The sequence below is a fragment of the Acetobacter thailandicus genome (genome assembly GCF_011516655.1).
GTDB classification, from domain to species: Bacteria; Pseudomonadota; Alphaproteobacteria; order Acetobacterales; family Acetobacteraceae; genus Acetobacter; species Acetobacter thailandicus.
The window spans coordinates 142,977-157,638 of sequence record NZ_WOSV01000007.1; the positions used below are offsets into that span (position 1 = coordinate 142,977).

Consider the following 14,662-nt stretch of genomic DNA (forward strand, 5'->3'; position numbering starts at 1 on the left):
CACGCAATGCTACAATCAGGGCGCCTGTATTAATGGATACTACCTTATTTTTCTTTCTGATGGTTTACGTTGCTATGGGCCTGGGCAAGCTGCCCGGCTTTAATGTAGACCGTACAGGGGCCGCACTGATTGGCGCCATGGCTATGATGGCTACCGGCTGCATCAGCCCTGAAGAGGCCTGGATTGCTGTTGATTATCGTACCATTGGCATGCTGTTCGGCCTTATGGTTGTATCTGGCGCTTTCACGGAATCCGGCTTTTATGCATGGACTGCTCAAAAAGTAGCGACTTTATCGGTTGGCCCTGCTGCTCTGCTCGCTGTGTTTGTTGCTGCAGGAGGCGGTCTCTCTGCCGTGTTAACAAATGATGTTGTCGTTGTTGCCATGACCCCGCTACTGGTTTCTGTTACGTTAACCCGCGGCCTGAACCCGGTACCTTTTTTGCTTGGTTTTTGTTTTGCCGCAAACACAGGGTCTGCAGGCACATTAATCGGCAGCCCGCAAAATATGATTGCAGCCCAGGAACTGAATATATCCTTTACTGGTTTTCTGTCCGTCGCCGGGTTACCTGCTTTGGTGTCTTTACCCATTGTGTGGGGTATCCTGGCATGGCTCTACCGGGGTAAATGGACACTACCCGCCTCTGAAACACAACTGCTGCTACCTGCGCAATCAGAAACGGCTGTTGTGCTTAATGTTCCTGAAACCTGCAAAGCAGCCTTTATCACTATTGCCGTTATTACCGCCTTTGTACTGGGCGTATGGTCAAAAGAACTGGTTGCCCTGACAGCAGCAGCTATTTTGCTTCTTAACCGCAAAATTTCCTCAAAAGATGTCCTTAAACAGGTTGATGCTAATCTGCTTTTGCTTATTTCTGGCTTATTCATTGTAAACGCAGGCCTGAGCAAAACACATCTGCCGCAGCACCTGCTTCATGAACTCAATAACTGGGGTATCGACCTGAGCAACCCTCTGGCCTTATTCGCCACCAGTGCCGGGCTGAGCAATATAATCGGCAATAACCCAACAGTAATGCTGCTCGTGCCCTTTTTACAATCTGCTCATAATGCCAATGCGATAGGAGCAGCCCTGGCTCTCGGCACAGGGTTTTTCAGCAACCTGATTATTTTTGGTAGCCTGGCAGGTATTATCGTTGTTGAGCAGGCTGCCCGCTTTGGTGTTAAAATATCATTCGGCACATTTATGCGGGCAGGCACTCCGGTCTCACTCGCCTGTATGGCAATGGCTGCACTCTGGATTATTTTTCTTCAGTAGTACAATGCACGAACAATGACACGTGGAAAAACTGTATCCAAAAGTATATTTATCGTTCCCGCACCTGCAATAACAAGGCGTATTTATTGATTTTTTATGATTGAACAAAAAAAACCGTTTCTCTTGTCATGTGTTCTTCACAAAACAGTCACACAACTCCTGGTAAACACAAGCTAAAGAACAACCGGTTTATATAATGCTCTGTCAGTCAGGGCATAGCATACATTAAAGATGTGGCCGTTGCCTGATATTCAGGGGACGGTATTTTTTATAGTGCTGCAACACCCGAAGCCGGAAAGCAAAACACGAAAGGTGACGTAACAGTGTTCGCCAGGTCTACGAAAGTCGCATTCTCGGCTTTTTTGTCTTTTTTTGTCTGTATGCCTGCGATGAGTAGCGCAGCAGGAATCGCTGCTTCAGGAGCCGGGCACATGCCGGCCTCGCGTTTTGCAACAAAAACGCCAATCAAACATCTGGTCATTATTTACCAGGAAAACGTGTCGTTCGACCATTATTTTGCAACGTATCCTAAGGCAACAAACCCATCGGGAGAGCCATCTTTTACAGCTGCATCCGGTACACCTCAGGTAAATAACCTGCAAACAGCACATCTGCTCGATACGAACCCGAACACGAATACAGCCAATGGCTCGGGGGCCGGTCTCCCATTCCGTCTCGACCGCACGCAGGCTGCAACCGCTGACCAGAATCACGCTTATACAGCCGAGCAGAATGCCACGCATAATGGCGCTATGGATCTGTTCCCTAAATATACAGGTAATGGCATATCAGGTGGTGTTGGCGCATTTGGTACAGAAGGTCAGGTGCTGGGATATTTTGATGGTAATACCGTTACTGCTTACTGGAATTACGCTCAGAACTTTGCGATGAGTGACAACAGCTATACAGACACGTATGGTCCGTCAACGCCAGGTGCACTTGAGATTGTCAGTGGCCAGACAAACGGCATTAACACTATTGCCGGTGCGAAGACATCATCAGCCATCATTAATGACGGTCAGGGTGGCTACACCATGATCAATGACGTTGACCCGGCTTATGACGTCTGCTCCTCTCACACATACACTGTGATGATGGAAAATTCCAAAAATATTGGTGATCTGCTCAATACAAAAAACATCCCATGGGGTGGTTTTATGGGCGGTTTTGATCTGTCAAAGGTCAATACTGACGGCACGACAGGCTGTCAGCGCCAGACATATTCTGAAGTTGTTTCACAAGATGTAGCTGATTACATCCCTCATCATAACTGGTTTCAGTATTTTGCCAGCACATCTAACCCTCAACATACCCGCCCGTCTTCAATTAAGGCCGTAGGTTACAGCACTATGCTGAATTCGACAGCTGCTGAACCCGCCAATCATGAGTATGACCTGAACGACTTTTACAGTGCTTTGAATGCCGGTAACTTCCCTGCTGTGTCATATATTAAGATGCCAGCCTATCAGGATGGTCATGCAGGATATTCAAATCCTCTTGATGAGCAAGAAGGTGTTGTAAAACTGGTTAATTTTGTTCAGCTGCAGCCTGAATGGAACAGCACCGCTATTATTATCGCATATGATGATTCAGACGGCTGGTACGACCACCAGTATACAAAACCACAGCATGGTTCATTTGATGCAACAGCTGACCAGCTCAATGGTAGCGGTGTATGTGGTACAACTGACAACCAGCCTGTGGGTGTTAGCGGCAAACCAGTTAATGGCCGTTGTGGTCCTGGCACGCGTACACCTTTTATCGTTATTTCACCTTTTACGAAACAGAACACAGTGAGTCATACTCTTGTGACCCAGGCCTCAGTCGTGCGCTTTATTGAAGATAACTGGCTCGATGGTGCTCGTCTGGGTAGTGGCTCTTTTGATAAAAATGCTGCCAGCATTGATGATCTGTTTAATTTTACACATGCGCGCTCCGGCCAGCTTCAGCTTGATCCGAAAACTGGTTCGGTTGTTACTAATACAGTAAGCAAAACAAAATATCGAAAAATATAACGGAGCGCCGCCTTAAATTTCTGTAAATTTTTGTGACGTTACAACTATTCTGCATGAAGCCATTTATAACTCATGAACAAAAAAGGTCTAATGGTTTCAGTCAGGCCTTTTTTAAACTTTATTTTTTATAATTATCATTTTCATCAGACCATCCATCCGTTAATGTTTTTAAAAATGCAATAATCGCTTTACGTTCAGAGCGACTTAAAGCAGGTACATCGCCAGGTTTGCGGTTAAATGGCGCATCTGTTCTATCAACATTGCTCTTATAGACCTGTGGCAAATCATTATATAACTGCGCTTTTCCGCGGGTATCTTCAGGGTAAAAACGCTGAGGTTCAATATCTCTGAGGACATAAAAATCAAGAACATCCTCAAGCGAGTGAAAAATACCATTATGAAAAAATGTTTGTCGTGTTGAAGTATTTCTTAGAGTTGGCGTCGCAAACATTCCACAGTAAGGAGCAAGATTTTTGCGTCCGTCAGGCTTCTGATCACAAACACCCAGGTCATAATATGACGGATTTTTATTACGTTGCAGTGCCATATTGCGAGGGGCTGCCAGTGCTTCATACTGATGATCAGTAAAAAGTGGTGGCAAACCATCTCTTTTTACTGTATCCACATGGCATGCTGCGCAATTCCCTTTAGCTGGATCATTAAATAAAACATATCCTTTACTTTCTTCAGGGGTAAAATGTGCTTTACCCTGAAGCCAGAAATCAAACTTACTTGAGTAAGGGTGGAATGCCTGATTTTCAATCTGATACCGCGCAAGTGCAAACAGCCCTTCAGCAAGCAGAAAATCAGAAGATTTCTGACCACGCACCCCGGCAAGTTCACGTAAAGGCGCCGCATAATCTGCTGTCTGAAGACGCTTAATAACCTGATCTTTATTCGCAGCCATTTCATCAGGATCAAACATTGGTCCGCGCGCCTGTTGCAGCAATGTATCAGCCCGCCCGTCGAGAAAAAGCCCGCCCTGCGGGACAAGATTAGCCGCTGACGAGGCTGTGTTAACTGCACTTTTGGCTGCATGTGCTGTAACTGTAGCTGGCACAGCAACAGCAGGCACGACATCATCAGCCACAGCATCATCCGGCCCGATACTAAAAGGAGGCTGACGTTCAAGATAAGTCAGACCAGGTATCTCACGTCGTCCCTGCCGGTCTGCATTTCTGCCACCAAGAAAAACCGGCGCTGTACCAGCTGGCCCATAATGAAGGGAAGGCTCATGACAGGATGCACAGGAGAAATGTCCTGATCCTGACAAAGCCTGATCAAAAAACATTGCCTTCCCTACCCGTGCCATCGCCGACAAAGAAGACGCTGTATGCAGGCGAATATGGCGAGGACAAGGGTTACTGCCATCAGATGCAGGGTTGCAGACTGCCGCAACTGATACCGTCTGAGCCCGGCCAGATGGAACGCCACTTAAGGTAAAAGCCAGAGCCGGAACCGTTATACGAAAAGAGGCTTTAAAAAAATCAATACACCACACACGTTAAGCCTTAATGAGAGACACCGGCCTCATATCACCTCTTATACTACCGTTTTATTATTTTTTTATGAAAACGACACGACTGCCCTGAAAAAATATTTTAAGAGCTAACAACATGTTTTATATACGCCAGAAACAGCCCGCTCAGAACTCGCAGATAACTGAAAAAAATGTTCCACGCCGCTGCCCATATTGTGCCTGATAAATACCAACACCACTGCCATTTCTAAGCTGATAGCGCTTATCAAAAAGATTTATGATATCGACACGTATTTTAATATCATGCCTGGCAGCTATCTGTGTAAAAGTATGCTGATAACCTATATTAAACACGTCATACTGAGGCTCTTTTTCAAGATTAGCAAATCCACTCCGCAAACCATAACCATACACGAAATCAATATATGCCATATCGTACCTGGTTATCCATGATGCACCTGCCGTTGCGGTGAACTCTCCCTGATGATCAAGCTGAATAGAATGTGATTTTATGTAAGCAAGTTCAGCCATATCGAACTGATACTGAGCTGAATTAATGTCGCGTGCTGACGTTTTAACAAAAGAGAAATTACCAAATAATGACCATGGTCCATGCCGCCACGAGCTGCCAAACTCTGCACCATAAACACGCCCTCTTCTGTAACTGAAAGGTGCAAGAATAACGGCACGCCCAAATTGTCCGAGATCAGTCAGATCATGTGCCCATTTGGCATAAGCATCAATCGTAATCTGAAACTCTGGTGTAATACGCTGAAGAATACCAGCATCGACATAATTTGATTTTTCCACCTTTGTTGCATCATTTATCATATTTGCGGCGGCATTGCTTGTACCTGCATATTTTAAAAGTGTTGAAGGGTAGATATATTGTGGTGAGGGTGGTGCAAAATAGCGCGAATAACCAATATGCAACGTTGTTGTATGCTCTGGTTTCCAGACAATATTAGCTCTTGGGCTTATCTGCCCTTCATTATCAAACGATGATGCAAACCGGTCATAACGAACACCATAATTGAATGTCAGAGCAGAGGTAATTTTATATTCGTCCTGAATATAAGCACCAGCTTCAACCGACCAGTTCCCTGTATTATCAATCAGACGAACAGGAACATCAGAACTCTGACGGCCCTCTGCATTAACCGGAAACGCAAGCGTATTTGTATCCAGTCTTTCAGATGTATATTGCCCCAGAAAACCAGCCCGCATTGTATGGCGATGTGCAATTTTGTAAGAAAGATCGAACTGCATGCCACCTGTAGTAAAATCGTTGACCTCATGCTGAGAAACACCCTGATAAAGCAGATCCCGATCGGGGTCAGGTTTGTAATCAATCCGGCCATAACGAAAATAGGGCGAAGCCTGAAAATTTAATTTTCCTGCTGTACGCTGATAGGAGAGCACAGCATAATAATTCTGTTCTGTCTGAGTGTCATTCAGCTTTGACCAGTGCATTGATGGAGCATGCGGGTTTAAACCCGCTACATTATAAATCGTCGTATAATCAGGACTGTTAACATCAAATGTTTTAAAAGAATCAGGTATCTGAAAATCAGCATACGATGCGCTGGCAAGCAGGGTCAGACGACTGACCTCATCAGGGTGATAAGAGAGATATGAGAAAGCTTTCTCCTGCTCTGTTCTGTCATGCACAGCACGAAAACTGTTACTCGGGTTTTCAATACCAATGTCATTGCGCGTATATGATAACGTGGTGAAATAATCGAGTTTACCATGCGTTCCGCCAAGCTGAAGAGACGGAACAAATGTGTTGTAACTGCCACCATAAAGCGAGATCTGATTATGTTTCAGAGTATTGCCTGTTTTTGTAGTGACATCCACGACCCCGGCAGTGCGAAACCCAAACTGGGCTGGCAAAGTACCCGTAAGCAAATCCACTGACTGAATAATACGTGTATCAAGTTCCTGACCAAACCCGTTTAACCCCTCAGGCAGGAGCACGCCGTTGACACGGTAAGACAGGCCACCATGTTCACCACGCACATGGACTTCTCCATAGCTATCCAGCACAACACCCGGCACACGAAGCAGAATCTGGCTAAAGGCAGCATTCTGTCCACCTGGGGTTGTGGTTATCTGACGCTGATCAATATGGTAATCAACCGCTCCCAGCCCGGGAAAAATACGGGCACGGGCACGGTTAAGATGACCAACAACATTGATATGCTCTGAAGATGCAGAGCTATCCTGTAATTTTTCATCTGAAACCGAAGATTTTTTCGCGGCTTTTACCTCACGATGAAGCAGGTCCCCGCCACTATGTCCGGCCGAAAAATGCGGCAACATATCAGCGGACCGGGAAGAGCTTAGCCTTTCTGCACGGGCAACATCTAAGCTTAACCAGCCCAGACCAAAGACAGCACAGGAATAAAATACACCACGCAAACCAGCCTGGCCAAGATCAACTCCGGCGTTAAAGGGAGTGATATTATGCCTTAGCTTATAAAAATAGCATTTGCTATATTTAAAGATACACATAGGTGCCAAACTTCTTCTGCCAGAAATATCTTAGAAAAAAGTGAACATAACACGCCCACTTAAGCGTATCTGCCAGATATATGCAATATGCTATATTAATTAGCACATAGATATTCATAAAATTCGCGAATGGTCATTCAGTCATAAGCATGATATTATGATGGTTATAAAATATGCATTTCAGAATAATCTTCACCTTATCAAAGCCCGGATAACCGCAACCAGATATATGAAAAAATACATGGAAAGACCTGCCCCACTCCCGGATACAGAAACCCACTCTGAAGGTTTTCGTGCAAACCGCGCAGCAAGACAAACTGTTCTTCATGAAGATTATGTCGAACTTATCGCAGATTTACTTGATGAAGGTCAGGAGGCACGTCAGGTCGACCTGGCTGAACGTCTCGGAGTATCACAACCAACTGTTGCAAAAATGCTTGTGCGCCTGGGACAGGAAGGGCTGGTCGTCCGAAAACCCTATCGTGGTATTTTTTTAACACCCGCCGGAAGGGAAATGGCTGACAAAGTTAAAGCACGCCATCGTGTTGTTGAGACATTTCTTCTGGCTCTTGGCGTTAGTCCGGATAATGCGCGAATTGATGCCGAGGGACTGGAGCATTACGTAGGAACGGAAACACTTGAGGCATTCCGGATTGCTATGCGTGCAGATATTTCAAATTTCATGAAAAAGGCACGAAACAATGACAGCCCGGCTTAATGTTTAAACCGTAAATTTTCTCTTATACCTGCAGGCCTGTTATTTCAAACAGACCTGCAAATCATAAAGATTTATATTATATAACTAGTTATAAGACATCATATATTTTCTTTTTGATATTTTAGAACTCAGATATGGACCAGCCGCAACAACCTCGACTGACAGCATCGCTAAACTCTCAACGTCTGATCGATTTAAATAAAGAACGGCGTCCCCTTGTGTCCAGCGATATAACTGACTTTCTATAACATCCCAGCCCGTCAGCTTTTCTGCCATCAGATGATCGTTAATAGAACGATCCTTCCCTGCATCAAGCAATATAATTTTACCGACAAGGACACCCAGCTGGCGACGATCATCGACATAAGGCCCTTCTGTATCACAGGGCCTTGATGTGCGGGAGATTATCCTGACTTTTGAAATTCCCGGTGGAACCATGAAACTTACAAAATTTCCCTGCTTTCTGGAGGGTCTCAGGATTTTTCCTGTTTCTGACAGTAAATGAAGATCTGCATCATGAACAAGATCTGCTGCATGTTCCTTAATAATACCCATATCATCTGCGCGTTTTTCAAGCGCACGATATACTGGCTCAACAAAAGGCCGGCTAACCATAAGTGGCGCGGCAGCGTGATCAACCCAGTTATGAGGTTTTTCTTTAAATCTCATGATACCTTCTGACACACGAAAATTACGTCTGCTACCAGTATTAAGATAACTTTCAGTTTTTACGCCGTTAACCATGATAATAGCATGATTACTGACTTCAATATGATAATATGCGTAAGTCGTTACTGTTTTATCATAGAAAATCGTACGGCCATTAACCAGCATTCGCACAGGGATAAAAGAATTTTCAAAAAACAGGCAGTGCTCTGACGTAATCAGAAGATCCTCAGACGGAATACCCTGCGCAAGTGCACCGCGCAAAATGCGGACAGGATACCCTGCTTCGTCATCAGACAGATAAGGGTTTACAACGCAGCGGGCTTCCCCCGTCCAGATCAGAGGAGATGTTATTTCAGCTCCGTCTACATAAGTAACAATCTCATCACCCGCACGCAAATCTTCAACCAGAACTAAGCCTGATGGTGTATGAACCCTTGCGCCGGCAAGGAAGCAGGAATCATCTGATGTAGCGGTATAAACAGCCCCCTGATTAACAGTTAACTGCTGATTAACGACCTGAGGCGTAGTTAATGTACCCCCCGAAGAAACAAGAATGCTGACGCGACCGTCACCTGCAGTGAAAGCTGAGCCATTCAGAGTGCCTGAGGTATTATTTCCACTCAGATGTGACTCTGTATAAATATCATTTATTGATGTACCACCATTTTTAATAACGGTAACTTCTGATTCATAAATATTATTAACTGACGATCCACCTGATGAAATATTAAGGTACCCATTGGCTGTATAGGAATCTTCAATTAATCCACCACTACTAACATTTATAGTAGGACCAACACCGTTATATGTATGAACTGCTGTAATTCCAGTCACAACAGCGCCACTCAAAATGTTTAATGTTGTAACATTCCAGAGGTCGACTATGCCACTATAAGAAGTCTGACTACTTGTATAAATTGTAACACCATCTGAATTCAGAGAGGCTGTCCACACCCCTCCACTAATAACCTGTGCTGCATTTACAATGTCAGGAGGCGAATAAGGCGTTGAAATTCCATTATAAATACCACCACTCAGCAATGATAGTTTTTGATTTGTAATATCAGCATCAGATATAGAAGCACCTGATGAAACTGTAATAACACGATTAGCAGTACCGACCCCAAAAGCAGAACCATTCAGAGTACCAGTTGCAAGCGAACCTGCACTAAAGGTTTCCTTTAAAAACGTATCATCTGAAGAGGAGCCTCCACTCCTGATAAATACTGTTTCCGCTTCATATGTATTGGCTATAGATTTCCCACCTGATGAAACCGTAAGACGACCATTTGCAGTATATGAGCTTTCCAGTACACCTCCACTGCTTACAAATATTCTGGGGCCACTTCCCCCTGGATAAGAGTGAACTGCAGTAAGCCCACTAACAACTGCTCCACTTTGAATGTAGAGATTAGCCGCATTCCATAGATTCACAGGGCCACTTATGACTGCTGTACCACTGGAATAAACTGTAACACCATCTGAGTTTAAAAGGGCTGTCCATGTACCACCGCTAATATTTGTATAATTATTTTCTATATCAGCTGAATAATCCTGGGATGCAGATGATGTGCCAGCCATTTTGTTGTCCCTGATATTTATTACAAATAAAAAATGTTAGTAATTTATTAAATATATTTATTTTTAATAAGGGTCAATTTTTTTATCTGGTATAAATCAGAAGTGATAAAAAAATTATCTAAAATTATATGAATTGATTCTCTATAATAAATAATTATACGAATTAAATTACTAAAAATAAATTTTATTGAAAAAGTTTTAAAATGAATCATCCAGGTCGTGTCGTCAGTTAAGCTCTGCGCGTTTAACGTCAGGATTTTATGCTCTGGCCGATAAGACATTCGATGCAGACTGGCTATAGACAACATTCCCCGTCGCCATACAGCTAACTTTGTTCATTATTCTGCTTAACTGACGACACACCCTAGCCAAACAGTATATATGTATAACAAGATGTGATAATCATTATATGAGAAAGATAGAATTTAACCTTTTGACGGCATAAAGTATTATATACCATGACAAAACGTATTATTGTTACAGGTGCAGCAGGGTTTATCGGCAGTAATATCATCCGTGCCCTTAACGTGCGTGGTATTACAGATATCATTGCAGTTGATAACCTGACTCATGGCGATAAAGCGTTAAATCTGGCTGACCTTTCAATTGCAGATTATATCGATAAGCACGATTTTTATGATGCATTACTTAGCGGTCACTATGGTCAGATCGAGGCTATTTTCCATGAAGGTGCCTGCTCTTCTACTACAGAGCAGGATGGCCGCTATATGATGGCCAATAATTTTGAAACCAGCAAAAAAGTTCTGGCCTACAGTCAAAAAACCGGAGCACGTTTGCTTTATGCTTCAAGTGCCGCAACTTACGGGGCTTCTTCAACATTCAGAGAAGAACCAGCTTATGAAAAGCCTCTTAATGTTTATGGCTACTCAAAATTATTGTTCGACCAGGTTGTCAGGCGGAATTTACCCGACCTGAAAACACAGGTTGCAGGTTTTCGTTATTTTAACGTCTACGGCTGTCGTGAGCAGCATAAAGGCAGCATGGCTTCAGTTGCTTTTCACAATTTCAATCAGTTCATGACCAATGGTTCAGTAAAACTTTTTGGCGAATATGGAGATTGCGCCGCCGGAGAGCAGAAGCGTGACTTTATTTTTATCAATGACCTGATCAATGTCAAACTCTGGTTTTTTGACCATCCGGAGCATAGCGGTGTGTTTAACCTGGGCACCGGCAAAGCTCAGCCATTTAATGACATTGCTTCAACCGTTGTGAATACAGTTCGCGAAATTAAAGGATTACCCTCACTCTCCCTCGAACAAATGGTAAAAGAAAACTTTATAGAATACATCACATTTCCCGAAAAATTACGTGGAAAATATCAGTGCTTTACTGAAGCTGATATGAGCCAGCTACGTCATACCGGGTGTGATATTGTGTTTAGTGATGTTACACATGGTGTTAACCAGTATGTAAATGAACTTTATACGCGTTATCAGAGCTGACTGTTTTACTGGCTGTGAAGAAGCGAAACATATAACCGGGCTATAGAGTGTATGACGATCAGTGAGAAAGGATAAAAGACCTTCTCACTGATAATGAAAGTTGTGTCAGATACAAATCACAACAATAAATTCATGATGTCCAACAGCACCATTATCCTAACGAACCGGCATAGCCAGTACAGGCTATGCCGTGCATCGGGTCATATCAGGTCAGTAACATACCCCCCTTAACTCAGGCGGGATCATAAAATATCACAAGACAAATGCGAAAGTGATGCTACTGCCAGATATGCGAGACGCTTTACCTCTCGTCGACCCAGTGCAACACTATCTAAAATTAACCCACAACCCACGGAAAAGAAACCAAGTATCATCAGACCAGTAGACAGTACAGCTGTGGGTAGTTTTTTAACCAACCCTGTATGAAAAAAGTCTATGATAACAGGAGTTCCTAAAAAAATGCTCAGAAATATTATACAGATACCGATAGCACTAAAGAAAAATAAAGGACGTTCCTGCTTAACAAGCTTAAAAATCATTCGAACAATACGAAAACCGTCTCTGTAAGTTTTCAGCTTGGAAACCGACCCTGGTGGTCTTTCAATGTATCGAACAGGCATCTCGCCCACCGGCATGCTTAATTCAAGAGCATGAACAGTCAGCTCTGTTTCTATTTCAAAGCCAGATGAAAGAGCCGGAAAAGATTTAACAAACCGACGCGAAAACACCCTGTAGCCAGAAAGCATATCAGAAAGCCTGCGTCCGAATATACTTGCGACAATACCTGTCAGAACCTTATTACCAAAAATATGCCCCCGACGGTACGCCTCATTACAATCTGCAACACGCGCACCGTTAACCATGTCCAGGCCATCGCTCAATGCCATTCTAATCATCTCAGGGGCAGCAGCAACATCATACGTTGCGTCGCCATCAATCAGAATATAAAGATCAGCATCAATGTCGGAAAACATGCGACGAACAACATGCCCTTTCCCTTGTAAGGCCTCAGTCCGAACAATTGCACCAGCCTTACGGGCACGATCTACCGTTTGGTCTGTTGAGTTATTATCATAAATATAAACTGGCACACCCGGCAATATTTTATGAAATTTCTCTACTACCGAAACAATGGTAACCTCTTCGTTATAGCACGGTATTATAACAGAAATTTTTAAATTTTTTAATATTAGAAAATAATCTTTTTCATTTAGTGATTTTATTTTATTTTCCATTTTTATTAATTCATCACCAATTAAATAAACTATTTTTTCACGGGATTGACGAAGAAAATATCAATAACATGATCATCAATCTTTTCCCCTTTTAAAGCTCTTACGAGAATTTCACTTCCCAGCTGCTGAAGGGAAAGTACACCATCAGGATGTACGTGTTTGATTTTATTCATATTCTGGCTTTCATTAACCAGAGAAATAGTTTTAGTTTTTTCGCCTGATATTTCCTTAGATGTGAGAATAACAAAAGCATTATCCGCATCATTATCCATCAGCGATATAATATATTTTGCTTTATCAGCCCCTGCCTGTTTAAGGGTATCTATCGCTGAAGGGTCACCTTCCACCACATCCATATAATCCGGAAATAATTTTTTATGATCCGGGTAGCAGACCACGGTTACAACAGCTCCACCATCAGCAAGATTTTTACTCACACTTTGAGCCAGAGAAGAAGACCCTGCGATAATGTAATGATTATTACGAACCACGTAAGAAAAACCCCCTGTAAGAATACGATGTACATTATGCCGAATTAACGTTCCGGCAATTGAAGCAACCGACGCTGTAAAAATAGTAATACCAAATATAATAAGGGTAACTGTAAACAGTCTCGACGTGGGCGTACACGGCACGATATCACCAAATCCAACCGTAGACATACAAACAATGACAAAATAAAATGCGGAGTATAAATCCTCAATTTTAGGATTAAACTGACTACCAAGATAAAGAACACCAAGGGTTCCATAGACAACTAATGACAGTATACTAAAAGAAGAAAGTATACTTATTCCACCTATACTGTACCTGTAAAACTGCCGCCAGAAGGTTGCCAGAAATAAAATTGATATTACTTCATATATATTATTTAATTCATTTCCATTTTTCATTATTAAGTTAAATAATACCATAAAAAATAACAAAGATATAGAGATAAACCATGCTATACGGTTTCTTATGGTCAACATAAAAGACATAAAAAACAGCGAGAATCCGACTATAAATTCAGGAATATCTATAATTTCTAAAAAACTTAAAGCATCACTCCATGAATGGAAGTCATATATCGTATTAGGTATTATTTTTAAGATTTTTTGTACAACAGGATAAATAATAAGATATCCGTTATGGGCCACCATAATGGATATAAGATAAACATAAATTATAGGCTTTTTAAAAACTTTTAATACACCTATCATACCAAACCCCGTGCCTGCCCACTTTAGAAATACAACTAAGTATCAGTATATTCCAAAACATTTCTGCCCTAACATAACAAAAATATCAGCAAACCTGGCAGATGAACAGCACCACATATAAGGTGATATTATAAAATAACAATTAAAGTAAATATTAAATATATCTGTCTATTTTTATTATAAAAAATGGCTTTCCTAAATAAAAAATATCAAGAAAGCCATTTGACCTTTTTACTTTCTGATACGGTGGAGGTCAGCGATATTGAGGCCTGGGTTAAGCTCGAACGTGAAGGTCAGACCGGCCTGTATAGCGTGAGTGATATGAGGGCGCGGGGCTGCCGCAGCCAGCTGATCGGGGTTCCAGATATACTCAAAATAAGGGGACAGACTGACCCCCGGCGCCAGGTTAAAACCATACAGCGCCTCAAGCATCGTCTCAGAATCAGGCCACTTGCTGTTATAACCCTGCGACTGCAGCGAGGCATTCATTGAGCGGGTCACTTTGTGG

General features: G+C 42.7%; 11 protein-coding genes. 4 read left to right on the forward strand and 7 right to left on the reverse strand.

Going from position 1 to position 14,662, the window contains the following annotated elements:
- Window positions 1-32 precede the first annotated feature (32 nt).
- Entirely contained in the window at window positions 33-1,274 is a 1,242-nt protein-coding gene (locus GOB58_RS10150) for an ArsB/NhaD family transporter (protein ID WP_173560117.1), read from the forward strand.
- Window positions 1,275-1,542: 268 nt separating this feature from the next.
- On the opposite strand, the gene GOB58_RS10155 is transcribed toward GOB58_RS10150, so the two are convergent.
- A complete protein-coding gene (locus tag GOB58_RS10155) occupies window positions 1,543-1,755 on the reverse strand; it encodes a hypothetical protein (protein ID WP_173560040.1) in 213 nt (70 codons plus the stop codon).
- Here GOB58_RS10155 and GOB58_RS10160 point away from each other — a divergent pair.
- The gene (locus GOB58_RS10160; protein ID WP_173560131.1) at window positions 1,655-3,289 is read left to right on the forward strand and encodes a phospholipase C; all 1,635 of its coding nucleotides are present in this window, start codon (window positions 1,655-1,657) and stop codon (window positions 3,287-3,289) included. The two genes, GOB58_RS10155 and GOB58_RS10160, sit on opposite strands and share 101 nt — an antisense overlap.
- A 118-nt stretch (window positions 3,290-3,407) precedes the next feature.
- Here GOB58_RS10160 and GOB58_RS10165 read toward each other — a convergent pair whose 3' ends face one another.
- Both GOB58_RS10165 and GOB58_RS10170 read right to left on the reverse strand, forming a co-directional pair.
- Window positions 3,408-4,790: a cytochrome-c peroxidase gene (locus GOB58_RS10165; RefSeq protein ID WP_265792558.1), complete on the reverse strand. Its 1,383-nt coding sequence runs from the start codon at window positions 4,788-4,790 to the stop codon at window positions 3,408-3,410.
- A gap of 144 nt (window positions 4,791-4,934) precedes the next feature.
- Window positions 4,935-7,286: a TonB-dependent receptor gene (locus GOB58_RS10170; protein WP_242005306.1), complete on the reverse strand. Its 2,352-nt coding sequence runs from the start codon at window positions 7,284-7,286 to the stop codon at window positions 4,935-4,937.
- Window positions 7,287-7,515: 229 nt separating this feature from the next.
- Between GOB58_RS10170 and mntR the strand changes: the two genes are divergently transcribed.
- Window positions 7,516-8,004 carry a manganese-binding transcriptional regulator MntR gene (gene mntR, locus GOB58_RS10175; RefSeq protein WP_173560118.1) on the forward strand — a complete coding sequence of 163 codons (489 nt, stop codon included), beginning with the start codon at window positions 7,516-7,518 and terminating at the stop codon, window positions 8,002-8,004.
- Window positions 8,005-8,088: 84 nt separating this feature from the next.
- Here mntR and GOB58_RS10180 read toward each other — a convergent pair whose 3' ends face one another.
- Complete coding sequence (locus GOB58_RS10180) at window positions 8,089-10,254, reverse strand: Hint domain-containing protein (RefSeq protein ID WP_173560119.1); 2,166 nt, start codon at window positions 10,252-10,254, stop codon at window positions 8,089-8,091.
- Window positions 10,255-10,712: 458 nt separating this feature from the next.
- On the opposite strand from GOB58_RS10180, the gene rfaD reads away from it, so the two are divergent.
- Complete coding sequence (rfaD, locus tag GOB58_RS10185; RefSeq protein WP_173560120.1) at window positions 10,713-11,717, forward strand: ADP-glyceromanno-heptose 6-epimerase; 1,005 nt, start codon at window positions 10,713-10,715, stop codon at window positions 11,715-11,717.
- Between the two features lie 242 nt (window positions 11,718-11,959).
- Here rfaD and GOB58_RS10190 read toward each other — a convergent pair whose 3' ends face one another.
- From GOB58_RS10190 to GOB58_RS10200, 3 genes are all read right to left on the reverse strand, one after another.
- Window positions 11,960-12,952: a glycosyltransferase family 2 protein gene (locus GOB58_RS10190; RefSeq protein ID WP_173560121.1), complete on the reverse strand. Its 993-nt coding sequence runs from the start codon at window positions 12,950-12,952 to the stop codon at window positions 11,960-11,962.
- 29 nt (window positions 12,953-12,981) lie between these two features.
- Window positions 12,982-14,154 (reverse strand): voltage-gated potassium channel protein, encoded by a 1,173-nt coding sequence (kch, locus tag GOB58_RS10195; protein ID WP_173560122.1) that lies wholly within the window; start codon window positions 14,152-14,154, stop codon window positions 12,982-12,984.
- Between the two features lie 231 nt (window positions 14,155-14,385).
- The coding region (locus GOB58_RS10200) for a carbohydrate porin (protein WP_173559508.1) at window positions 14,386-14,662 on the reverse strand (277 nt) is incomplete at its 5' end.